22 protein-coding genes are annotated in these 22332 nt (G+C 71.0%); 8 read left to right on the top strand and 14 right to left on the bottom strand.

Going from position 1 to position 22332, the window contains the following annotated elements; translation table 11 throughout:
• Position 1: 1 nt before the first annotated feature.
• From ASD10_RS17390 to cysS, 3 genes are all read right to left on the bottom strand, one after another.
• Entirely contained in the window at positions 2-505 is a 504-nt protein-coding gene (locus ASD10_RS17390; RefSeq protein WP_200938363.1) for a flavin reductase family protein, read from the bottom strand.
• 103 nt (positions 506-608) lie between these two features.
• Positions 609-1556 (bottom strand): 23S rRNA (guanosine(2251)-2'-O)-methyltransferase RlmB, encoded by a 948-nt coding sequence (gene rlmB / locus ASD10_RS17385; protein WP_056612035.1) that lies wholly within the window; start codon positions 1554-1556, stop codon positions 609-611.
• A gap of 4 nt (positions 1557-1560) precedes the next feature.
• Positions 1561-2967, bottom strand: coding sequence for a cysteine--tRNA ligase (gene cysS, locus ASD10_RS17380; RefSeq protein WP_056612033.1), 1407 nt, complete (start codon positions 2965-2967; stop codon positions 1561-1563).
• A gap of 103 nt (positions 2968-3070) precedes the next feature.
• Between cysS and ASD10_RS17375 the strand changes: the two genes are divergently transcribed.
• Positions 3071-4309: a peptidase C39 family protein gene (locus ASD10_RS17375; RefSeq protein ID WP_056612030.1), complete on the top strand. Its 1239-nt coding sequence runs from the start codon at positions 3071-3073 to the stop codon at positions 4307-4309.
• Between the two features lie 15 nt (positions 4310-4324).
• Here the strand turns inward: ASD10_RS17375 and ASD10_RS17370 are convergent, their stop codons facing one another.
• Positions 4325-5863, bottom strand: a complete 1539-nt coding sequence (locus ASD10_RS17370) for a molybdopterin-dependent oxidoreductase (protein WP_235502116.1) — start codon at positions 5861-5863, stop codon at positions 4325-4327.
• Positions 5864-5920: 57 nt separating this feature from the next.
• Between ASD10_RS17370 and ispF the strand changes: the two genes are divergently transcribed.
• On the top strand, positions 5921-6397 hold the full coding sequence (gene ispF, locus ASD10_RS17365; RefSeq protein WP_056612024.1) for a 2-C-methyl-D-erythritol 2,4-cyclodiphosphate synthase: 477 nt from the start codon (positions 5921-5923) through the stop codon (positions 6395-6397).
• Positions 6398-6469: 72 nt separating this feature from the next.
• Here the strand turns inward: ispF and ASD10_RS17360 are convergent, their stop codons facing one another.
• Positions 6470-6955: a CarD family transcriptional regulator gene (locus ASD10_RS17360; RefSeq protein ID WP_056612020.1), complete on the bottom strand. Its 486-nt coding sequence runs from the start codon at positions 6953-6955 to the stop codon at positions 6470-6472.
• A gap of 198 nt (positions 6956-7153) precedes the next feature.
• Between ASD10_RS17360 and ASD10_RS17355 the strand changes: the two genes are divergently transcribed.
• Complete coding sequence (locus ASD10_RS17355) at positions 7154-7705, top strand: hypothetical protein (RefSeq protein ID WP_056612017.1); 552 nt, start codon at positions 7154-7156, stop codon at positions 7703-7705.
• 109 nt (positions 7706-7814) lie between these two features.
• Here ASD10_RS17355 and phoU read toward each other — a convergent pair whose 3' ends face one another.
• Complete coding sequence (gene phoU, locus ASD10_RS17350) at positions 7815-8456, bottom strand: phosphate signaling complex protein PhoU (protein ID WP_056612015.1); 642 nt, start codon at positions 8454-8456, stop codon at positions 7815-7817.
• 133 nt (positions 8457-8589) lie between these two features.
• Between phoU and ASD10_RS17345 the strand changes: the two genes are divergently transcribed.
• The 3 genes from ASD10_RS17345 (at position 8590) to ASD10_RS17335 (ending at position 11959) form a co-directional block, all read left to right on the top strand.
• Positions 8590-9801 (top strand): cell wall metabolism sensor histidine kinase WalK, encoded by a 1212-nt coding sequence (locus tag ASD10_RS17345; RefSeq protein ID WP_082556388.1) that lies wholly within the window; start codon positions 8590-8592, stop codon positions 9799-9801.
• Positions 9798-10478 (top strand): response regulator transcription factor, encoded by a 681-nt coding sequence (locus ASD10_RS17340; RefSeq protein WP_056612012.1) that lies wholly within the window; start codon positions 9798-9800, stop codon positions 10476-10478. Before ASD10_RS17345 ends, ASD10_RS17340 begins: the two co-directional genes overlap by 4 nt.
• Positions 10479-10606: 128 nt before the next feature.
• Positions 10607-11959 (top strand): Ig-like domain repeat protein, encoded by a 1353-nt coding sequence (locus ASD10_RS17335; protein WP_157432720.1) that lies wholly within the window; start codon positions 10607-10609, stop codon positions 11957-11959.
• A gap of 76 nt (positions 11960-12035) precedes the next feature.
• Here the strand turns inward: ASD10_RS17335 and ASD10_RS17330 are convergent, their stop codons facing one another.
• Genes ASD10_RS17330 through mshA form a run of 4 tightly spaced genes read right to left on the bottom strand, consistent with a single transcriptional unit; the run spans position 12036 to position 15248 of the window.
• Positions 12036-12779 (bottom strand): phosphoglyceromutase, encoded by a 744-nt coding sequence (locus tag ASD10_RS17330; RefSeq protein ID WP_056612007.1) that lies wholly within the window; start codon positions 12777-12779, stop codon positions 12036-12038.
• 16 nt (positions 12780-12795) lie between these two features.
• Positions 12796-13461 (bottom strand): DsbA family protein, encoded by a 666-nt coding sequence (locus ASD10_RS17325; RefSeq protein ID WP_056612004.1) that lies wholly within the window; start codon positions 13459-13461, stop codon positions 12796-12798.
• A gap of 42 nt (positions 13462-13503) precedes the next feature.
• Complete coding sequence (locus ASD10_RS17320; RefSeq protein ID WP_056612002.1) at positions 13504-13998, bottom strand: YbjN domain-containing protein; 495 nt, start codon at positions 13996-13998, stop codon at positions 13504-13506.
• Positions 13995-15248, bottom strand: coding sequence for a D-inositol-3-phosphate glycosyltransferase (gene mshA / locus ASD10_RS17315; protein WP_056611999.1), 1254 nt, complete (start codon positions 15246-15248; stop codon positions 13995-13997). Before mshA ends, ASD10_RS17320 begins: the two co-directional genes overlap by 4 nt.
• Positions 15249-15323: 75 nt before the next feature.
• Between mshA and ASD10_RS17310 the strand changes: the two genes are divergently transcribed.
• Positions 15324-16061, top strand: coding sequence for an SDR family NAD(P)-dependent oxidoreductase (locus ASD10_RS17310; RefSeq protein ID WP_056611996.1), 738 nt, complete (start codon positions 15324-15326; stop codon positions 16059-16061).
• Positions 16062-16064: 3 nt separating this feature from the next.
• Here ASD10_RS17310 and ASD10_RS17305 read toward each other — a convergent pair whose 3' ends face one another.
• The 4 genes from ASD10_RS17305 to ASD10_RS17290 form a co-directional block, all read right to left on the bottom strand.
• On the bottom strand, positions 16065-16526 hold the full coding sequence (locus ASD10_RS17305; protein ID WP_056611993.1) for a MaoC/PaaZ C-terminal domain-containing protein: 462 nt from the start codon (positions 16524-16526) through the stop codon (positions 16065-16067).
• The gene (locus tag ASD10_RS17300) at positions 16523-18034 is read right to left on the bottom strand and encodes a fatty acyl-CoA synthetase (RefSeq protein WP_056611992.1); all 1512 of its coding nucleotides are present in this window, start codon (positions 18032-18034) and stop codon (positions 16523-16525) included. Before ASD10_RS17300 ends, ASD10_RS17305 begins: the two co-directional genes overlap by 4 nt.
• 131 nt (positions 18035-18165) lie before the next feature.
• The gene (locus ASD10_RS17295) at positions 18166-19785 is read right to left on the bottom strand and encodes a DHA2 family efflux MFS transporter permease subunit (protein WP_056611989.1); all 1620 of its coding nucleotides are present in this window, start codon (positions 19783-19785) and stop codon (positions 18166-18168) included.
• Positions 19782-20237 carry a MarR family winged helix-turn-helix transcriptional regulator gene (locus ASD10_RS17290; RefSeq protein ID WP_056611986.1) on the bottom strand — a complete coding sequence of 152 codons (456 nt, stop codon included), beginning with the start codon at positions 20235-20237 and terminating at the stop codon, positions 19782-19784. Before ASD10_RS17290 ends, ASD10_RS17295 begins: the two co-directional genes overlap by 4 nt.
• A 160-nt stretch (positions 20238-20397) precedes the next feature.
• Here ASD10_RS17290 and typA point away from each other — a divergent pair, with 160 nt between their 5' ends.
• A complete protein-coding gene (gene typA, locus ASD10_RS17285; protein ID WP_056611983.1) occupies positions 20398-22263 on the top strand; it encodes a translational GTPase TypA in 1866 nt (621 codons plus the stop codon).
• The last annotated feature ends 69 nt before the right edge of the window (positions 22264-22332 follow it).

Genomic DNA, 22332 nt, shown 5'->3' with positions numbered 1-22332 from the left:
GTCAGGAGCGCTGGTGCGTGCCGAAGGTGCGCTGCCAGTAGGTCAGCGGCGAGGACGTCGAGGCGTCGGCCGCCTCGACGTCGCCGAGCACGATCGTGTGATCGCCCGCGACGACGAGCTGCGCGACCGTCAGGGCGACCCATGCGTGACGCTCGGTCAGCGCCGGTGCACCGTCCTCGAGCTGCCACGGCACGTCGAGGAACTTGTCCTCGCCCTTGCCCGCGAACCGCATCGCCACGTGCTCCTGGTGTGCCGCCAGGACGTTGACCCCGATCCGGGCACCGACCGCCAGCTTGGCGAGCAACCTCGACCGGTTGTCGAGGGACACCAGCAGCATCGGCGGGTCCATCGACAGCGACGAGAACGCGCTGACCGTCGCGCCGTGCGGGGCGCCGTCGTGGAACGTCGTCACGACCGACACCGCCGCGGCGACGTTGCCCATCGCGGCACGGAACGACTTCTGCAGCACGGCCGGGTCGGTCATCGCGGTGTCGTCGTCGCTCATGTCCTCCACGGTAGTTCGGTCCTCTCGCGTCCGGTCGCCGTGCCACATCGCGGACGTGTGACCTGACCCACCCGGCCCCGATCGGGGCCGGGTACGGGTGCGCTCAGCCGCGCTGCTGGCTGATGGCGTAGAGCGCGATGCCCGCGGCCACGCCGGCGTTGAGGCTCTCGAGCCCCGTGCTCATCGGGATCGAGACGATCTCGTCGCACGTCTCGCCGACGAGGCGCGACAGGCCCTTGCCCTCGCTGCCGATCACGACGACCAGCGGGCCGTCGACCATCTGCGAGTCGGCGACGTCGACCGTGCCGTCAGCGGCCAGACCGATGACCATGCAGCCGTCGTCCTGGAACTGCTTGAGCGTGCGGGTGATGTTGGTGACGCGCGCGACCGGCACGCGGGCGGCAGCACCGGCCGACGTCTTCCAGGCCGCGGCGGTGATCTGCGCCGCGCGACGCTCGGGGATCACGACGCCGTGCGCACCGAAGCCCGATGCCGAGCGGATGATCGCGCCGAGGTTGCGCGGGTCGGTGATGCCGTCGAGCACCAGGATCAGCGCCGGCTCGTCGCGCTCGGCCGCGAGGTCGAGCAGGTCCTGCGGATCGGCGTAGTCGTAGGCGTTCAGCTTGGCCGCGATGCCCTGGTGGACGGCCCCGCCCGTGAGCTTGTCCAGCTCGATGCGGCCGATCTCGAGCAGGCTGACGTGCTGCTCGGCGGCGAGCTTGAAGATCTCGCGGATCTTCTCGTCGCGGTCGGTGCCCTCGGCGACGTACAGCCCGTGCACCGGGACGGTCGCGCGCAGCAGCTCGAGCACCGAGTTGCGCCCGGCGACCCACTCGGCGGCCTCGCCCGGCTTGGCGCGCTTGGGCCGCGCCTGCTCGCGCTTGGCGGTCGCGTTCTTCATCTTGTAGAGCTTGTGGTTGGGGCGGTCCTCGGCGCGCGGCGTCGGGCCCTTGCCCTCGAGCCCCTGACGGCGGCGGCCGCCCGAACCGGCGGTGGGGTTGCCCTTCCCGCTCTTGTTGATGGCGCCTCTGCGCCTGCTGTTGCCCGGCATGGTCTCAACCCTTCACGGACCAGCGCGCACCCTGCGGCGTGTCCTCGATGTCGATGCCGGCCGCCGTGAGCTGGTCGCGCACGCGGTCTGCGGTGGCGAAGTCCTTGGCGGCCCGTGCTGCCTGGCGCTGTTCGAGGAGGCCCTCGACGAGGGCGTCGATCACCTGCACCTGGGCGGCATCGTCACCCCCACGATCCCACGTCGGGGACAGTGGGTCCAAACCGAGCACGTCGAGCATGCCCCGCACGCGCGCCAGCGCCTCGCCGGCACCCGCCGTGTCGCCGGCCGTCAGCAGCGAGTTGCCGTCGGTGACGTGCCCCTGCAGCACCGCCAGCGCGGCGGGCACCGACAGGTCGTCGTCCATCGCGGCGGCGAACTCGGCCGGGACGTCGCCGGGCTCGCCCGGTCCCGCGAGCGCCGCGGCCCGCCGGACGAATCCCTCGATGCGGCCGAACGCCGTGGCGGCCTCGGCCAGCGACTCCTCGCTGAACTCGACGATCGAGCGGTAGTGCGAGGCGGCGAGGTAGTAGCGCAGCGCGATGGGTCGCACGCGCTTGACGACCTCGCTGACCATCAGCGTGTTGCCGACCGACTTCGACATCTTGGCGCCGGCCAGGTTGAGCATCGCGTTGTGCATCCACACCCGGGCGAACGGCTGGCCCGCGGCGCGCGACTGCGCGAGCTCGTTCTCGTGGTGCGGGAAGCGCAGGTCGAGCCCGCCGCCGTGGATGTCGAACTCGTGGCCGAGGTACTTGGCGGCCATCGCCGAGCACTCGAGGTGCCAGCCCGGACGTCCGCGACCCCACGGCGTGGGCCACGAGGCCGACTCGGGGTCGCCGTCCTTGTGGCCCTTCCAGAGCGCGAAGTCGCGGCCGTCGCGCTTGCCCTCGGGCGGCGCGTCCTCGGCGTTGAGCATGTCGTCGACCCTCTGCCCCGACAGCTCGCCGTAGGACGGCCACGAGCGGACGTCGAAGTACACGTCGCCCGAGCCGTCCTCGGCGGCGTAGGCGTGACCCCGCTCGATCAGCGTCTGCATCATCTCGATCATCTCGGGGACGACGCCGGTGGCGCGCGGCTCGTACGTCGGGGGGATGCAGCCCAGCACCTCGTACGCCGCGTGCAGCGCCCGCTCGTTCTCGTACGCCACCGCGAACCACGGACGTCCCTGCTCGTCGCCCTTGGCCAGGATCTTGTCGTCGATGTCGGTCACGTTCGCGACGATCGACACCTCGAGCCCCGACCGCTCGAGCCACCGGCGCAGGACGTCGAAGACGACCTCCTTGCGGATGTGACCGATGTGCGGGGGGCCCTGCACCGTCAGCCCGCAGTGGTAGATCGACACCCGGCCGGGCACCACCGGGTCGAGGGCGCGGATCTGCCGGGACGCGGTGTCGTAGAGCTGGAATGGCACGGCACAACCCTATCGGCTCGGCGCACCGGGCCCGATGACGTCCGGAGCACGGCAACCTGTCACATCAGCCCCACGCGCCCCATTCGGGGCCTACCATGGTGCGATGCGCCGCATCCCTCCCCTGCTCGCCTCGGCCGTCGTCGGCCTCGGCGTCGTCTCCGCCGTCCCCGCGACGGCCGCGACCGACCAGACCGCCTTCCACCGCTGGACGTCCACGTCCGACTTCCGCCTCGGAACGTCCAAGGGCCTGGCCGCGAAGTCCGGAAAGATGACGATCGGCTCCGGCACGTCCACGACCCGGTACAAGGACCCCCGCGTCTCGGGCGGCAAGAAGTCGTACGACAAGGCCTCGTGGCAGGGCCCGTGGCAGTCGACCGGCTTCGCCGCCACGTCGCTGATCCCGTCGTGGAGCGTCACGACGCCGGGTGGCACGTGGGCGCGCATCGAGGTGCGGGTGCGCAAGGGCTCGTCGGTCGGCAGCTGGGACTCCGTGGCCCGCTGGGCCGGCAGCACGTCGCGGGTCAAGCGGTCGTCGTACTCGGCGCAGACCGACGACCTCGCGCGCGTCTCGACCGACACCGTCGTGGCCAACGCCGGCAGGGCCTTCGACGCCTACCAGGTGCGCGTCGTGCTGCACCGCCCCAAGGGCAGCCGCTCGACCCCCACGCTGCACGCCGTCAACGCCGTCGCGGCGACCTACACGACCCGCGCGACCGGCACCAGCGCCACCACCATGACGGCGACGACCGATCTCGCGGTGCCGATGTCGTCGCAGATGATCCACCGCGGCGAGTTCCCGCAGTGGGGCGGCGGCGGCGAGGCGTGGTGCTCGCCGACGTCGACGTCGATGGTCATGCGCTACTACGGCAAGGGCCCGAAGAAGGCGGCCTACACGTGGTCGCGCTACGCCGACTCGTTCGTCGACCACGCGGCGCGCTACACGTACGACCACCAGTACAAGGGCACCGGCAACTGGGCGTTCAACACCGCCTACGCCGCCAACTACTCGCTCGACACGTTCGTGACGCGCCTGGACTCCCTGCGCGACGCCGAGTCGTTCATCCGCTCCGGCATCCCGCTCGTCGCGTCGGTCGCCTTCAGCCGCGGCCAGCTGACGGGCTCGCCGATCTCGTCGACGCCGGGCCACCTGATGGTCGTGCGCGGGTTCACCGCGACCGGCGACGTCATCGTCAACGACCCCGCCGCGGCGAGGAACTCGTCCGTGCGCCGCGTCTACTCCCGCGCGCAGTTCGAGAAGGCGTGGATGCAGGGCAGCGGTGGCGTCGTCTACGTCGTCCAACCGACCAGCACGAAGCTGCCGGCCGACACCGCACGCTGGTAGGCCGCGCGGGGCGGCTCAGCTGACGCGGACGCTGCTGCGCGGGTAGCCCGTCGCGCCGTCGGGCAGCACCTCGGCGATCCTCGAGGTCTGCGGCTCGCCCGTCGCATCGGTCGCCCGCGCCTCGATCGTGTGGTCGCCGGGCCCGGCGTCCCACTCGCCCGTCCACTGCACCCACGTGTCGGCGTTGGCGGCCACGCCGAGCGTCGCCGGCTGCCACGGCCCGCCGTCGACACGGAACTCGACGCCCTGGACGCCGACGTGCTGCGCCCACGCCACCCCGGCGACCGTCACGGGGCCGGCCCCGACCGAGCTGCCGTCGCGCGGGACGTCGATGCGCGACTCGGTCTTGATCGGCCCGCGCTCACCCCACCCCCGCTGCGTCCAGTACGCCTCGAAGTCGGCGAACCGGGTGACCTCCCAGTCGGTGACCCACTTGGTCGCCGAGACGTAGCCGTAGAGCCCCGGGACGACCTGGCGCACGGGGAAGCCGTGGGGCACCGGCAGCGGCTCGCCGTTCATCGTCAGGGCGAGCAGCGCGTTGCGGCCGTCCGTCAGGGCGTCGAGCGGCGTGCCGCACGTCCACCCGTCCTCGGACGTCGAGAGCAGCGCGTCGGCGCCGTCCTGCACGCCGACCTCGTCGAGCAGGCCCTTGATCGGGACGCCGCCCCACACCGTGTTGCCGATCAGGTCGCCGCCGACCTCGTTGGAGACGCAGCAGATCGTGATCCACGCGTCGGTCAGGCCCCGGTCGAGGAGGTCCTGGTACGTCAGGGTCAGCTCGCGGTCGACCAGGCCGTGGATGCGCAGCGTCCACTCGGCGGGGTCGATCAGGGGCGCCTGCAGCGAGGTGTCGATGCGGTAGAAGTCGCGGTTGGGCGTCAGCCACGGCGTCTGGTCGGGCACCTGCAGATCGGCTCCGGCCGGCACGACGACCGCGCGGGCCGGGATGCGCAGGGCGGCACGGGCCCGCTCGACGACCTCACGACGCCGGTGGCGCGACGCGAGCGCCTGGCCCGCCGCGCCGACGACGACGGTCGCGGCGGCGACCAGGGCCGCCGTGCGGATGAAGACGCGACGCGAGGGATCGTGGTCGGCCTCGCGACCGGCGTGCTGGCCGTCCTTCGGCGCGCCGTGGTCGTGGGACGGCGGCAGCAGCAGCTGCAGGACGCCCATCAGCACGACACCGCCCGCGACCGCGGCGAAGACGCCCTGGGGCGAGGCGTACGGCCGCGTCAGCACCGAGGCCGCCGCCAGGGCGACCAGCACCGCGACCAGGCCGAAGGCCGCCAGCCGGCGGGTCGGCCACCAGCGCCCGACGAGCCCGCCCAGCAGCAGGATCGCGATGACGACGCTCGTGACGGCGAGCGGCTTGTCGCGGGTGCCGACGACGCCGATGATCGCCTCGGCGACCGGACCGGGCGTCAGGGCGATGACCGACTGCCCCACCGACAGCACGGGCGACTCGCGCAGGTCGAGCACCGCGGCGAGCGCCTCGCTCGCCGCGAGCGCTGCTGCGGCGGCCAGCACACCGGCGACGGTCGATCGGGTTCTCACCCCGCCATCCTCCCGCGCCGCGCCAACCCCCGCCGGACGAAATGGCATGATCGCGGGGTGACCTCAGCACGCATCGGCATCGGCACCGACGTCCACCGACTCGTCGACGGGCGTCCGCTGTGGCTGGCCGGGCTGTCGTGGCCCGACGAGGCCCAGGGGCTCGAGGGTCACTCCGACGGCGACTGCGTCGCGCACGCGATCGTCGACGCGCTGCTCGGTGCCGCGGGCATGGGCGACATCGGCAGCCACTTCGGCACGTCCGACCCGCAGTGGTCGGGGGCGGCCGGCGTCGACTTCCTGGTCGAGACGGCCCGCCGCCTGCACGATCACGGCTGGACGGTGGGCAACGTCTCGGTGCAGGTCATCGGCAACCGACCGAAGATCGGCCCGCGCCGCGAGCAGGCGCAGCGCGTGCTGGGCGACGCCGTCGGGGGCCCCGTGGGCCTCTCGGCCACGACGACCGACGGCCTCGGGCTCACCGGACGCGGAGAGGGCATCGCGGCGATCGCCACGGCCCTCGTCGTCCCCCGCTGAGCCGCCCCACAGCGCGGGCACGACGAAGCCCCGGCCCCCGCACGGCGGGAACCGGGGCTGCGGCGGCTCAGCTCAGGATGCGAGGACCTCGTCGAGACGGGTCTCGGCCTTGTCCTCGTTGGTCTTCTCGGCGAGCGCGAGCTCGGAGACCAGGATCTGACGGGCCTTGGCCAGCATGCGCTTCTCACCGGCGGACAGGCCGCGCTCGTGATCGCGGCGCCACAGGTCGCGCACGACCTCGGCGACCTTCAGGACATCACCGGAGTGCAGCTTCTCGAGGTTCGCCTTGTAGCGGCGCGACCAGTTGGTCGGCTCCTCGACGTGCTCGGCCCGCAGGACCCCGAAGACACGCTCGAGCCCTGCCTCGTCGACGACGTCGCGAACTCCGACCAGATCAAGGTTGCACGCGGGGACGCGAACGACCAGGTCGTTCTGCGAGACGATGCGCAGCACGAGGTAATCACGCTCCTCGCCCTTGATCGTCCGGGTCTCGATGTCCTCGATGACTGCAGCGCCGTGATTGGGATACACAACGGTTTCGCCGACAGTAAAAGTCATAGAGAAAACACCCTTCGTAGATTCCAAGAATACCATGAGGAACCCACGCGGGACCCTGCGCTTTCAGGGGATGGACGCCATAGCAGACGATGTGTCAGCAGGTCAAAGGCACCGACACGGCGGACCTCCGATACCATCGGGGTGGGCCGTGTGGGCCCGTTCCGACCGACCCCCCTCCCCCGACGAAAGAGTGCACTGGTGAGCTCCGTACGACGTCGCCGTCTGACCGCCGTCTCCCTGACCGTCGTCGCCGGCCTGACCCTCACGGCCTGCGGTACGAGCTTCGGCGCGCAGACCAACCAGGTGTACCAGCCGGCCGTCGGCGCCAACGAGCGCGGCGACGTCGAGTCGCACAACACGCTGCTCGTCGGCAACCGCGACGGGTCCGCCACCGTGTCGGCCGGCCTGGTCAACAACCTCGACGACGAGCAGACGCTCACCGGGGTCAGCGTCACCGACGAGCAGGGCGAGTCCCTGACGGTCACCAAGCCCAAGTCGCCGCTGTCGCTGCCGTCCAAGCTCCTGACGACGCTGGGCGGCGAGACGCCCGACAGCGTCTTCGTCGTCGGCGAGGGCGCCGAGCCGGGCGACTACGTCAAGGTCACGTTCACGTTCAGCGACTCCCCCGAGCTCGTCGTCAACGCCCCCGTCGTGGCCCGCGCCGACCACGCGGCCGAGTACGACGACGTCGCCGGCGGCGACGGACTGGTGCCGAACGCCGTCAGCGGCGGCGGCTCGGCGTCCGAGTAGGACGACCACCCGTCCCCAGCACCCGCACGACCAGCACAGACAAGACCCCCACTGCGGCAGGCAGTGGGGGTCTTGTCGTCGAGCCGCGGCGGGGTGGACGCCGCCGGGCTCAGGTCAGCTGGCCCGTGACCAGGTAGACGACGCGGCGGGCCATCGAGACCGCGTGGTCGCCGATGCGCTCGTAGTAACGGCCCAGCAGCGCGATGTCGACGGCCGGCTCGACCCCGTGGTCCCACGAGTCGGCCAGCAGCGCGCGGAAGAGGTCCTTGCGCAGCAGGTCCATCTCGTCGTCCTCGGCCTCGAGCTGCGCCGCCTTCGCGACGTCGCGGTTGGCCACGATGCGCGAGGCGGAGTCGATCATCGAGTCGGCGACGGACGCCATCGACAGGATCGTCGGGTGCAGGTTGAGGGGCACCGCCGACTCGGGCATGCGGCGACGCGCGATCTTGGCGACGTGCACCGAGAGATCGCCCATGCGCTGCAGGTCGGCGAGCATCCGCAGGGTCGCGACGAGCTGGCGCAGGTCGGTCGCGACCGGCTGCTGCGTCGCGAGGAGCAGCAGCGTGCGCTCCTCGATGGTCTCGGTGGCCTCGTCGATGAGCCGGTCGCCGGCGATGACGGACTCCGCGATCTGGCCGTCTGCCTCGAGCAGGGCCTTCGTCGCATCGGCGACCGCACCGCGCACGGTTCCGGTCAGGTCCACCAGGTCGTCGACGATGGCGTCGAGCTGTTCGTAATACTGATCGCGCATGCCCCCCACCCTAGGGAGACGGGGTGAACGGACGGCGACCCCCGGTGAACGGGGCGTGAACGGCAGCCGAAAGCACTGTCGCCCCGGGCCTCCGTGGACGCCCGCAGCGGCTGCGGCCCCCTACGATCATCGTGTGGACATCAGCGCAGGTCTCGTGATCGCGGGAGCGATAGGCGCCGTCATCGGCGCCATGGTCACGTACCTGTGGAGATTCAGCGAGAGGACGCAGCACACCGTGGCCGAGCAGCCGACACCCGTGGTCCCCCCAGGCGCCGAGCTCGTCCTGTCGGTGCTGTCGTCCTCGGCCGTGCTGATCGACTCCGGCGACACCGTCGTCAAGGCGTCGGCCCCCGCGATCGCGATGGGCATCATCAACGACGACCGCCTCGAGCCCGACGAGCTCATGGCGCTGGTGCGCCAGGTGCGCCGCGACGGCCAGGTGCGCGAGGCCGACATCTCGCTGCAGCCCAAGCGCGGCACGACGTCGTACATCCACGCACGCGTCGCGCCGCTGACGTCGCGCCTGATCCTCGTGCTGGCCGACGACCGCACGCGCGAGCAGCGCGTCGAGTCGATCCGCCGCGACTTCGTCGCCAACGTCAGCCACGAGCTCAAGACCCCCGTCGGCGCCCTCAACCTGCTGGCCGAGGCGGTCGGCGAGGCCAAGGACGACCCCGAGGCCGTCGTGCGCTTCTCGAGCCGCATGCACCTCGAGAGCGAGCGCCTGACCCGCCTCGTGCAGCAGATCATCGACCTGTCGCGCCTGCAGAACGACATCCTCAGCGACGACGCGACCGCGATCAAGGTCGGCGAGCTCGTCGGCGAGGCGTGCGAGCACTCCGCGACCGAGGCCGAGCACAAGAAGATCGAGATCGCGACGTCCGTCGAGCCCGACCTGCAGGTGCACGGCGACCGGTCGCAGCTGCACGCCGCCGTCAGCAACCTCGTCGAGAACGCCGTGACCTACAGCCCCGAGGGCTCGCGCGTCACCGTCACGGCCCAGCTCGACGACGGCGACGTGCGCCTGACCGTCACCGACAACGGCATCGGCATCCCCGGCGACGAGCTCGACCGCATCTTCGAGCGCTTCTACCGCGTCGACCCCGCCCGGGCCCGCGCCACCGGCGGCACCGGCCTCGGCCTGTCGATCGTCAAGCACGTCGCGGCCAGCAACGGCGGGACCGTCGAGGTGTGGAGCGAGCCGGGCCTCGGCTCGTCCTTCACGCTCGTCCTGCCGGCCTACCAGCACGAGATCGACGAGGCCGACGAGATCGACGGCCTCCACCGCTCCACCCACCTCAGCAGCGCTGAGGCACTCAGCCGTACCGAAGGGAAGCACGCGTGACGAAGGTCTTGGTCGTCGAGGACGAGACGAGCTACAGCGAGGCGCTGTCGTACGTCCTGCGCAAGGAGGGGTTCGACGTCGCGATCGCCGAGACGGGCCCCGACGCCTTGACGGAGTTCGACCGCGGCGGCGCCGACATCGTCCTGCTCGACCTGATGCTGCCGGGGCTGTCGGGCACCGAGGTGTGCCGGGCTATCCGCCAGACGTCGTCGGTGCCGATCATCATGGTCAGCGCGAAGGACACCGAGGTCGACAAGGTCGTGGGCCTCGAGCTCGGCGCCGACGACTACGTCACCAAGCCGTACTCGCCGCGCGAGCTGGTGGCCCGCATCCGCGCCGTGCTGCGCCGCGGCGCGACCGACGAGGTCGACGACAACGCGTCGCTCGAGGCGGGCCGCGTGCGGATGGACGTCGACCGGCACCTCGTGACGATCGACGGGTCGGAGACCAAGTTCCCGCTCAAGGAGTTCGAGCTGCTCGAGTACTTCCTGCGCAACCCCGGCCGCGTGCTGACCCGCGGTCAGCTCATCGACCGGGTGTGGGGCGCCGACTACGTGGGCGACACCAAGACGCTCGACGTCCACGTCAAGCGGCTGCGCGCCAAGATCGAGCCCGACCCCACCAACCCCATCACCCTGACGACGGTCCGAGGCCTCGGCTACAAGTACGACAGCTGACGAGGGGGTTGCCGCCCCTCGACGAGAGGGTTGTCGCCCTCCCCCGCGTCGGTCTGCTCCTCCTCGAGGGGCCGTAACCCCCTCCTCAGCGGGTCAGCGGTGGGCTCGATCATCGGACGGGACCGGCCGTGAGCGGGAACCCGACACAGGCGGACCGCCGGACACATAGGGTGAGCCCTCGCCCTTGCCCTTGCCACACTCTCCGGAGACCCATGTCTCACCCACGCTCGTCCGCCGTCCCCGTCATCGCGTTCCTCGCACTGGTGGTGGGGCTCGTCCTTGCGCCGTCGGTCGTGCCGGCGGCACAGGCGGAAGCGGCCGACGAGTGGATTCTCGTGTCGCCGCCGGACATCTGGGGCACGCCCCGGGTCGGCGAGAGCCTCGGCGCCAACCAAGGCGAGTGGCGCCCGGGCCCCTACGCGGCGAAGTTCACGTGGCTGCGTGACGGCACGACGGTCCTGGAGTCTTCCTCGTACTCGTCCTACGACATCCAGCCGGAGGACGAGGGCCACATGATCTCGGCCCGCGTCACCGTGACGCACCCTGAGCTCGGCGAGCGGACCACGACAACTGCACAGATCGGCCCGATCGACGCCGACCGCCCCTTGTACGCACCAGACAGCCCGGTGCTCGGTCTCCCCCACCCGGGACACACCCTGGACGCGAATCCCGCCCCATGGGTCACCGATGGCGGCGTCGTCGTCCCCGATGTCGATGTCGCCTACCAGTGGATCCGCAGCGTGCCGAACCAGGACAACACCGACGAGGCCATCCCCGGCGCCACGCAGCGGACCTACACCCCGACCCCGGAAGATCTCGGCTGGTCCATCCGCGCGACGCTCACCGGCACCAAGCCGGGTTACTACTCCTACCCGGTGACGAAGTACGCCGGGGTCATCGTCGTGAAGGTACAGAACCTGTCCGTCCCGACCGTCGGAGGCGACGCCGTCGTCGGATCAGTGCTGACGGGGCGCCAGGGCACGTGGGTCCCGAGCGTGGAGAGCGAGTACTTCAGGCTGTCCTTCCAGTGGCTCCGCGACGGCACCGAGTTACCCCGCGCGACCTCGCCGGACTATCTGCTCACCGACGCGGACGCGGGACGACAGGTCTCGCTGCGTGTCACCGGCAACGCCTACGGGTACTTCCCTCACTGCGCCGCGGCGACGTCGCTCCCCACGGCGGTGCGAGCACGCCCGATCGTGTCGCCCCCCGCCCCGATCCGCCCGGTCGTGTCGCTGACGGGCCGCTCCACCAAGCGGGGAGCAGCAACGCTGACGATCCGCGTCACGCCCAGACGTGCTGCCACCGCGACGATCCTCGACGGACGCAAGACCGTGAAGCGTGCGGTCAAGGTCACGAATGGCATCGCGACGGTGAGGCTGACGCGCCTCAAGAAGGGCCGCCACACCTTCACGGTCCGATACGCCGCCCAGCCGGGCGTCATGGCCGCCAGCGCGCGCGTCACGGTTCGCGTCCGCTGAGCACGGACGTCTACAGCCCCACGACAATGGGACGACGACTCACTGCTCAAGGGGCCGTAACCCGCTCCTCAGCGGGTCAGCGGCCCTGGTTGGCGACGGCGGCGATGGCGGCCTCGGCCGCCGACGGGTCGAGGTACTGGCCGCCCTTCACGGTCGGGCGCAGGTCGGCGTCGAGCTCGTACACCAGCGGGATGCCCGTGGGGATGTTGAGTCCCACGACCTCGTCCTCGCCGAGGCCGTCGAGGTGCTTGACGAGCGCGCGCAGCGAGTTGCCGTGCGCCGTGACGAGGACGACCTTGTCGTCGAGCAGGTCGGGCACGATCGCGTCGTACCAGTAGGGCAGCATGCGGTCGAGCACCTGGGCCAGGGCCTCGGTGCGCGGCAGGAGCTCGTCGGGCAGCGCGGCGTAGCGGGGGTCGGCGGCCTGGCTGAACTCGTCGTCGTCGGCGATCGCCGGCGGCGGCGTGTCGTACGACCGGCGCCAGGTCATGAACTGCTCCTCGCCGTACTGCTCGAGGGTGGCCTTCTTGTCCTTGCCCTGCAGCGCGCCGTAGTGACGCTCGTTGAGCCGCCACGACCGCTTGACGGGGATCCAGTGGCGGTCGATGCCGTCGAGCACGATCTGCGACGTGCGGATCGCGCGACGCAGCAGCGACGTGTGCGAGACGTCGGGCAGCAGATCGGCATCGGCGAGCATCGTCGCGCCCCGGTGAGCCTCGTCGACGCCCTGCTCGTTGAGGTCGACGTCGACCCATCCCGTGAACAGGTTCTTGGCGTTCCACTCGCTGTGGCCGTGGCGCAGGAGGATCAGGGTGCTCATGGCACGAGCCTATCGCTCACTCCTCGGAGGGCTGCTCGGCCTTCCACTCGGTGTAGATCTGGTGGAGGGCCTGCACGTAGTCGTTCTGCGACTGGATGCCCACGAGCGTCCACCGTTGCTCGATCGCGACGTACGGCAGCTGCGCCACCTCGAGCGACGTGCCGACCTCGTCCTGCGTCCGCACCTCGTCGGCGTACTCGGTGCTGGCGAGCAGCGCCTCGGCCGTCTCGAGCTCGAGCCCGACGAGCGCGGCGCGGGTCGCGAGCGTGAACGGGTCGCCGATGTCGGCGCCCTCGAGGAAGTGCGCGCGCCACAGCTGGTGCAGCAGGTCGCGCTGGAAGCCGGGCCCGGACTCGTCGGCCCACGTGAGCAGCCGCCACGCGTCGAACGAGTTGGCCTGCACGGCCTCGTCGAAGTTGAGGTCGATGCCCGTGATGCGGGCCGCGGCCGTGACCTGGGCGTTCACGAGCTCGACCTGGTCGCGTCCGCCCAGGCGCTCGTCGAGCGCCTCGACCAGCAGCCGGCCGTCGCTCGGCTCGTCGGGCTCGAGCAGCAGGGCACGGTAGGTCAGCTCGATCGGCTCGCCCGTCAGGATCGAGAACATCGCCGCGGCCCGCTCGAAGCGGGTCGAGCCGATGTAGGCCCACGGATCCGTCACGTCGGCGAACACGATGACCTTCACCCCGAGAACGCTACGCGAGACCTGGTGGCCCGCGCCGGTCGGTCACGGACGGAGGTGCTTGAAGGCGTCGAGGTTGCGGGTCGACTCGCCGCGCGACTCGCGCCACTGCCACTCCTTGCGGATCGACGTGGCGAAGCCCAGCTCGAGGATCGTGTTGAACGACTCGTCGGCGTAGGTGAGCACCGAGCCGAGGATGCGGTCGAGCTCGTCGGGGGTCACCGACCCCAGGGGCACCCGCCCGTCGAGGTAGATGTCGCCGGCGGAGTCGACCGCGAAGGCGACGCCGAACATCTTGAGGTTGCGCTCGAGCAGCCAGCGGTAGACGACCTGGTGGTTCTCGTCGGGGTTGCGGGCGACGAAGGCGTGGACGCCGAGGGCGTGTCGGCCGATGTCGAGCCGGCACGTCGTCTGCAGCTTGCGCTCGCCCGGCAGGGTCACCTCGAACGTGCCGGTCTGGTGCTCGGTGTAGGCCAGCGACGCCGCCTCTAGCGTGTCGATGATCGTGCGCCGGACGTCGTCTGCGGTCGTGTCGGTCATGCGGATGCCTCCTGGCGGGCGGTGACGGCCTCGGCGTAGACGCCGAGCGTGCGGTCGGCGGTGACGTCCCACCCGAAGCCCTCGGCGTGGCGGACGGCCTTGTGGCTCATCGCCTCGCGGGCGTCGGGGTCGGTCAGCAGGTGGTGGATCGCGGCGGCGTAGTCGACGGGGTCGTGGCCGTCGATCAGCACGCCCGTGACGCCGTCGGACACCGACGTCGACAGGCCGCCGACGCGCGCCGCGACGACGGGCGTGCCGCAGGCCTGCGCCTCGATCGCGACGAGCCCGAACGACTCGTTGTGCGACGGCACGCAGACGACGGACGCCGCCGAGTACCAGTCGGCGAGCTCGCGCTGCGCCACGGTCGGCACGAAGCGGACGACGTCGTCGATGCCGAGCTCGACGCCGAGGTCGGACAGGGACGTGGGCTGGTCGAGGCCCGAGCCCGACGCCCCGCCGACGACCGCGACGACGAGGCGCGATCGCAGGGCGGGGTCGGAGCGGAGCATCTCGGCGGCCGCGCGCAGGACGACGTCCGGGGCCTTGAGCGGCTGGATCCGCCCGGCGAAGAGCAGGAGGGCCGCATCGGGGGCGATGCCCAGCCGACGCCGGGCCTCGTCCTGGCGTCCCGGCGTGAACACCTCGAGGTCGACGCCCGGGTGGACGACCGCGACCCGCTCGGGCGACGCGCCGTAGAGCTCGACCAGCTCACGGCGCTCCTCGGCCGTGTTGGCGATCAGGCGGTCGGCGAGACGGACGATCTCCTCCTCGCCGTAGATGCGGCCGATCGGCTCGGCGGCGTCGCCCTCGGCCAGCATCGCGTTCTTGACCTTGGCCATCGTGTGCATCGTGTGCACCAGCGGGACGTCCCACCGCTCGCGCGCGACCGTCCCGACCTGGCCCGACAGCCAGTAGTGCGAGTGGACGAGGTCGAAGTGACCCGGCTCGCGCTCGACCTCGGCGCGCAGCACGTCACGGACGAACGAGCACAGCTGCGACGGCAGGTCGTTCTTCTCGAGCCCCTCGAAGGGGCCCGCGGCGACGTGGTGCACCCGGATGCCCGGCTCGGCATCGTGCACGGCCGGCTGGTGGCGGGACGTCGCACGGGTGAAGATCTCGACCTCGATGCCGCGGGCGGCGAGCTGGCGGGACAGCTCGAGCACGTACACGTTCATGCCACCGGCGTCGCCGTCGCCCGGCTGCTCCAGCGGAGACGTGTGCGCGGACAGCATCGCGATTCGCCGGAGCATGGGCACCCACCTTTCGACTCCATCGTCCCACCTGCGCGTCAGCGTGCACCCGCAGTGGTCTGACACGATGGGCCCATGCCCACCGCCGTCGTGACCGGAGCCAGCAGCGGCATCGGTGCCGCCACCGCCCGCGCCCTCGCCCACCAGGGGTTCCACGTGTTCTGCGTGGCCCGCCGCACCGATCGCATCGAGACGCTCGCCGCCGAGATCGGCGGCACCGCCGTGACGTGCGACGTGACGGACGAGACGCAGGTCGCGGCGCTCGCCGATGCCGTCGGCCCGTCCCTCGACCTGCTGCTCAACAACGCGGGCGGGGCGCTCGGCGTCGATCCCGTGTCGGCCGCCGACGCGGACGACTGGCGCCGCATGTTCGAGGTCAACGTCATCGGCACGCTCCTGGTGACCAGGGCGCTGCTGCCGGCCCTCGTGGCGAGCGGGGCCGGGACGCTCGTGAACCTCGGCTCGACGGCGGGCCACATCACGTACGAGGGCGGTGGCGGCTACACCGCCGCGAAGCACGGCGTGACGGCGATGACCGAGACGCTGCGCCTCGAGCTCAACGGCCAGCCCGTCCGCGTCACCGAGATCGCCCCCGGCATGGTGCGGACCGACGAGTTCTCGCTCAACCGCTTCGGGGGCGACGAGGCCCGCGCCGACGCGATCTACGCCGGCGTCCGCGAGCCGCTCGTGGCCGAGGACGTCGCCGACGCGATCGTGTGGGTCGCCACGCGGCCGCACCACGTCAACGTCGACCTGATGGTCATCAAGCCGCTCGCGCAGGCGGCCCAGCACAAGGTGCACCGCGAGAGCTGAGCCTCACGTCCGGTCGCGGGCCCTCACCATCAGCGGGATCCGTCCCTGCTGGACGATCCCGCCGCGCTGGTCGACCAGCGTGAACAGGCGGTCGACGACCCCCGTGTCGCCCGCGCTGGTGCGTCGCACGCCGACGATCTCGAGCCGGCACGTGATCGTGTCGCCGATCCGGACGGGTGCGACGAAGCGCCAGTTCTCCACCCCGAGCAGCGCGACCGAGCTGCCCTCGAACACGCCGAGCCGCGACACGAGCCCCATCGCGTACGACATCCCGAGCAGGCCGTGCGCGATGCGCTCGCCGAACCGTCCGTCGGCGGCCGCGACCGCATCGGTGTGCACCTCGTTGGTGTCCCACGTCGACGCCGCGAACCCCACGACGTCGGCCTCCGTGACGGTGCGGGCCTGTGTCGTGAGCACCTGGCCGACCTCGAAGTCCTCGAGGAACCAGGGCCCCGGGCCCGTCATCGATCGAGCCCGTCGCGCAGCACGCGCTTGAGCAGCTTGCCCGACTGGTTGCGCGGCAGCTCGTCGACGAGGTGGACGTGCTTGGGCACCTTGAAGCCGGCCAGGCTCTGCCGCGCGTGGGCGATCAGCTCGTCGGGCGTGACGGGCGCCGTGGTCACCACGACCGCCGTGACGGCCTCGATCCAGCGGTCGTCCGGCGTGCCGATCACGGCGACCTCGGCCACGGCGGGGTGCGTGTAGAGCGCGTCCTCGACCTCGCGCGACGCCACCAGCACGCCCCCGGTGTTGATGACGTCCTTGATGCGGTCGACGACCGTCAGGTAGCCCTGCGCGTCGACGCGCACCAGGTCGCCGGAGTGGAACCAGCCGTCGCGGAACGCCTCGGCGGTCTCGTCGGGCTTGTTCCAGTAGCCCTCGCAGAGCTGCGGCGAGCGGTAGACGACCTCGCCGGCCTCCCCCGCCGGCACGTCGTCTCCGTCGGCGTCGACGACCCGGACCTCGACGAACAGCACGGACCGCCCGCACGAGTCGGAGCGGTCGGCGTGCTCCTCGGGACGCAGCACCGTCGCGAGCGGCCCGATCTCGGACTGGCCGAAGCAGTTCCAGAACCCCAGGTCCGGGAGCGCCTCCTGCAGCCGGTGCAGCACGGGCTGCGGCATGATCGACGCGCCGTAGAAGGCCTTGCGCAGGCTCGACAAGTCGCGGGTGCCGACGTCGGGGTGCTGCGACAGCGGCACCCACACGGTCGGCGCCAGGAACACCGACCTGAGCGACCGTTCCTCGACCAGGCGCAGGACCTCGGGGATGTCGGGCGCCTCCATGAGGTGGTTGGTCGCGCCGACCGCCAGGTAGGGCATCAGGAACACGTGCATGCCCGCGGAGTGGTACAGCGGCATGGGGTGCAGCGGGTCGTCGGACTCGGCCAGGTCGAGCGCGACGACCGACGAGACGTACTCGTGCACCAGCGCGCGGTGGGTCATCATGGCGCCCTTGGGCCTCGACGTCGTGCCGGACGTGTAGAGCAGCTGCACGAGGTCGGAGTCGGAGACCTCGACGTCGAGCACGGGCACCTCGCCGGTCGACGCCAGGTCGAGCAGCGACCCGCCGGCGTCGCGCAGCGGCACGACGATCGCGACGTCGAGGCCCGCGGCGTCGAGCGCAGGCCGCAGCGGCGGGTCGACCAGCACTGCGCGGCTGCCGGAGTCGTCGACGAGGTAGGCCAGCTCGTCGCCCGTCAGCGCGTAGTTGATCGGGACGTGGACGAGCCCCGCGCGGGCGCAGCCCAGGTAGGCCAGCAGGTACGCGTCGGAGTTGCGTCCGTACGTCGCCACGCGGTCGCCGTGGCGCAGCCCGAGGTCGAGCAGCACCCGCGCGGCACGGCTGACCGCGTCGTCGAGCTCGGCGTACGTCCAGACGCGGTCGGCGAACAGCAGGGCCGTCCGGTCGGGGTGCCGGCGGGCGCTGCGCTGCAGCACCCCGTCGACGGTGCTGGCTCGGGTGGACGACATCGGACCTCCTCGACGGGGATCGGACGACCCCGACGCGCCCAGCCTATGTGGCGTGGGCCACAGGGTCGCGGGACGTGCGACGGCCCCGCCCGGGTCGTGCCCGGGCGGGGCCGTCGTCGGTCGAGGACCGGTCAGTGCATCATGATCGGCGGCGTCGTGCCGTCCTCGGCGTCGAGCAGGTGCGACTTCTCGCGCTTGCGGGGCAGGAACGCCACGGGCACGAGCGTCACGACCAGCACGAAGAACGCGACCCAGTACGACGACTGGAAGGCGTCGGCGAGGTCCTGGAGGCCCTGCGCCAGGACGTTGGCGGGCACGCCGAGCGCGTCGACCAGCCCCTGCCCCTGGTCGGTGTTGGAGCTGGCCGCGAGCTGGGCCGGCGTCAGCCCGCCCTCGACGCCCGGCAGGTTCTCCGAGCCGGCGATGACCGAGCCGCTCTTCATGGCGTTGGTCAGGACGACCGAGATCGTCGCGATGCCGGTCGCGCTGGCGACCTGCTGCGTGACGTTGAGCAGCGTCGACCCGCGGGCCACGTCGGAGGCCTTGAGCGTCTTGAGCGCCGAGGTGAACAGCGGCATCATCGTCGCGCCCATGCCGAGGCCCGTCACGAACAGCCAGCCCATGATGCTCCAGTCGGACGTGCCGGGATCCGTGCTCTGCGTCAGCCCGAACATGCCGATCAGGATGCCGAGGAAGCCGAACGGGACGATGCGCCCGACCGGCATCTTGTCGGTCAGCGCGCCGGCGATCGGCATCGTCAGCATCGCGCCGATGCCCTGGGCGGCGATCAGCAGGCCGGCCTTCTTGACCGAGTAGCCGTCGACCTGCTGGAAGTAGGTCGGCACGAGCAGCAGGGCGCCGAAGAACGCGGCGGCGAACAGGAACATCGTGATGATCGAGACCGTCAGGTTGCGGTCGGCGAACAGGCGCAGGTCGAGCAGCGGGTGCTTCGGCGTGAACGACCAGACGACGAAGCCGGCGATCAGCAGCACGCCGACGATCGCGGGCAGCAGCACCTTGAGCGCCAGGACGGTGCCCTCCTCGGGGATCGAGGAGACGCCGTAGAGCAGCGCCGCGAGGCCCGGCGAGAGCAGGATCATGCCGACGACGTCGAGGGCCTCGCTGGGCTCCGGAGCGTCCTTGGGCAGGACGCGCTGGGCGTAGAGCAGGCCGACGATGCCGATCGGCAGGTTGATCAGGAAGACCCAGTGCCACGACGCCGCGTCGATCAGGACGCCGCCGATGATCGGGCCCAGGATCGGGCCGAGGAGCATCGGCACGCCCAGGATCGCCATGAGGCGTCCCATGCGGTGCGGGCCGGCCGCCTTGGTCATGATCGTCATGCCCAGCGGCATCAGCATGCCGCCGCCGAGGCCCTGCAGCACGCGGAAGCCGATCAGGGCCTCGATGTTCCAGGCCGTCGCGCACAGCAGCGAGCCGAGCGTGAACAGGCCGATCGCGGTCATGTAGAGGCGCTTGGTGCCGAAGCGGTCGGCCGCCCACCCCGTCAGGGGGATGACGGCCGCCAGCGCCAGCATGTAGGCCGTCGCGGTCCACGCGACGGTCGAGTACGACAGCGGCTCGCCGTTGCTCGACAGCTCGGTCTGGAACGTCGGCAGGGCCACGTTGACGACCGTGACGTCGAGGATCGACATGATCGCGCCGAGGACGACGACGCCCGCGATCTTGAGCAGGTCGGGGGTGATCCGGTCGTCGTCGGGATCGACGACGGGGGGTGGGGCTGAGGTCATGCGGAGAGCTCCTGTTCGAGGGGGCTGCGGTCGAGCAGCGGGACGAGGGCGTCGTGGAGGCGTTCGGCCTCTGCGGGGTCGAGCCGGGCGATCTGGGCGCGCATCGCGGCCTTCTTGAGCTCGATGTGGGCGTCGGTCGCGTCGCGGCCGGCAGGGGTGATGGTGACGTGCTTGACGCGTCGGTCGGCCGGGTTCTCGCGGCGTCCGACCAGACCGGCCGTCACGAGCAGGTCGACCGCGCGGCCCGTCGCGGCGACGGACAGGCGGATGCGCTCGGCCAGGACGTGGATCGGCAGCGGCTCGTCCGTCTGCGACAGGACGAACAGCGCCTTGACCTGGCTGAGCGAGAGCTCGAGCTCCATGAAGTGGTCGACGGTGTCGGAGTCACCCGTCGCCACGCACGTGGAGAAGAACCCGTAGAGGGAGTCGAAGACCCGGTCGTGGCTGCTCACCCGGAGATACTAGCGCTGGCGCAACTGTTGCTCAAGCGAAATCTTTGTCACACCGCAATGAACGGGACGTTACGCGATTCGTCGCCGCGCAAGGCGCACCCCTAGAATGGGAAGGCTCCGTCTGTCGAGAGCATTCCCCCACGCTGAGGACTTTTTTCGCATGCCCATTCGCTCCGACCTGCGCAACGTCGCAATCGTCGCCCACGTCGACCACGGCAAGACCACGCTGGTCGACGCCATGCTCCAGCAGCAGGGACACTTCGACGAGCACCACCAGCTCACCGAGCGCGCCATGGACTCCGGCGACCTCGAGCGCGAGAAGGGCATCACGATCCTCGCGAAGAACACCGCCGTCCGCTACAACGGACCGGGCTCGCCCGAGGGCGGTGTCACGATCAACATCATCGACACCCCCGGACACGCCGACTTCGGTGGCGAGGTCGAGCGCGGCCTGTCGATGGTCGATGCGGTCATCCTGCTGGTCGATGCCTCCGAGGGCCCCCTGCCCCAGACCCGCTTCGTGCTGCGCAAGGCGCTCGCCGCCAAGATGCCGGTCGTCCTGGTCGTCAACAAGGTCGACCGTCCCGACTCGCGCATCGCCGAGGTCGTCGACGAGACGTACGAGCTGTTCCTCGACCTGCTCGAGGACGGCGCCAGCGAGGACGCGCTCGACTTCCCCGTCGTCTACGCCTCGGCCCGCGCCGGCCGCGCCTCGCTCAACAAGCCCGAGGACGGCGGACTGCCCGACAGCGAGAACCTGATCCCGCTGTTCCAGACCATCATGGACGCCGTCCCGGCCCCCGAGTACATCGAGGACGCACCGCTGCAGGCGCACGTCACGAACCTCGACGCGTCGCCGTTCCTCGGCCGCCTGGCGCTCGTCCGCGTCTTCCAGGGCACCCTCAAGAAGGGCTCGCAGGTCGCGTGGATGAAGCACGACGGCACGGTCGAGAAGGTCAAGATCACCGAGCTGCTCGTCACCGAGGAGCTCGAGCGCGTGCCCGGCGAGAGCGCGGGCCCCGGCGACATCGTCGCCATCGCGGGCATCCCCGACATCACGATCGGCGAGACGCTGGCCGATCCCGAGAACCCCGTCGCGCTGCCGCTCATCACGGTCGACCAGCCGGCCATCTCGATGACGATCGGCACCAACACGTCGCCGCTGGCCGGACGCGAGAAGGGTACCAAGGTCACCGCCCGCCTCGTCAAGGACCGCCTCGACCGCGAGCTGATCGGCAACGTGTCGCTCAAGGTCGTCGAGACCGAGCGCCCCGACGCCTGGGAGGTCCAGGGCCGTGGCGAGCTCGCGCTGGCCATCCTGGTCGAGCAGATGCGTCGCGAGGGCTACGAGCTCACGGTCGGCAAGCCGCAGGTCGTGACGCAGGAGGTCGACGGCAAGATCCACGAGCCGATGGAGCGCCTGACGATCGACGCGCCCGAGGAGTACCTCGGCGCGATCACGCAGCTGCTCGCCGTCCGTCGTGGCCGCATGGAGCAGATGATCAACCACGGCACCGGCTGGGTGCGCATGGAGTTCATCGTCCCGGCGCGTGGCCTGATCGGCTTCCGCACCGAGTTCCTGACCGACACGCGCGGCACCGGCATCGCGCACCAGACGTTCGAGAAGTACGAGCCGTGGGCCGGCGAGATCTCGACCCGTCCGTCGGGCTCGCTCGTCTCGGACCGCGCCGGTGCGGCGACGTCGTACGCCATGACCAACATCCAGGAGCGCGGCACGCTGTTCATCGAGCCTGCCACCGAGGTGTACGAGGGCATGATCGTCGGCGAGAACTCGCGCTCGGACGACATGGACATCAACATCGTCCGCGAGAAGAAGCAGACCAACGTCCGCTCGAATGCCGACGAGTTCGAGAAGCTCGTGCCGCCGCGCAAGCTGTCGCTCGAGCAGTCGCTGGAGTTCTGCCGCGAGGACGAGTGCGTCGAGGTCACCCCGGCGTCCGTCCGCATCCGCAAGATCATCCTCGACGCCACCGAGCGCAACCGCGCCAACCGCGGCAAGAAGTAACCCCTGGCGGTGAGCTAGCGACCTGTTCCGGGTCGGGAGGGTGAGCCTGCGACGTGTCCCCGTTCGGGA

This window comes from Aeromicrobium sp. Root472D3 (genome assembly GCF_001426485.1).
GTDB lineage: Bacteria > Actinomycetota > Actinomycetes > Propionibacteriales > Nocardioidaceae > Aeromicrobium.
Note: the sequence above shows the minus strand (reverse complement) of the source record. Positions and strands in the feature narration are given on the sequence as shown.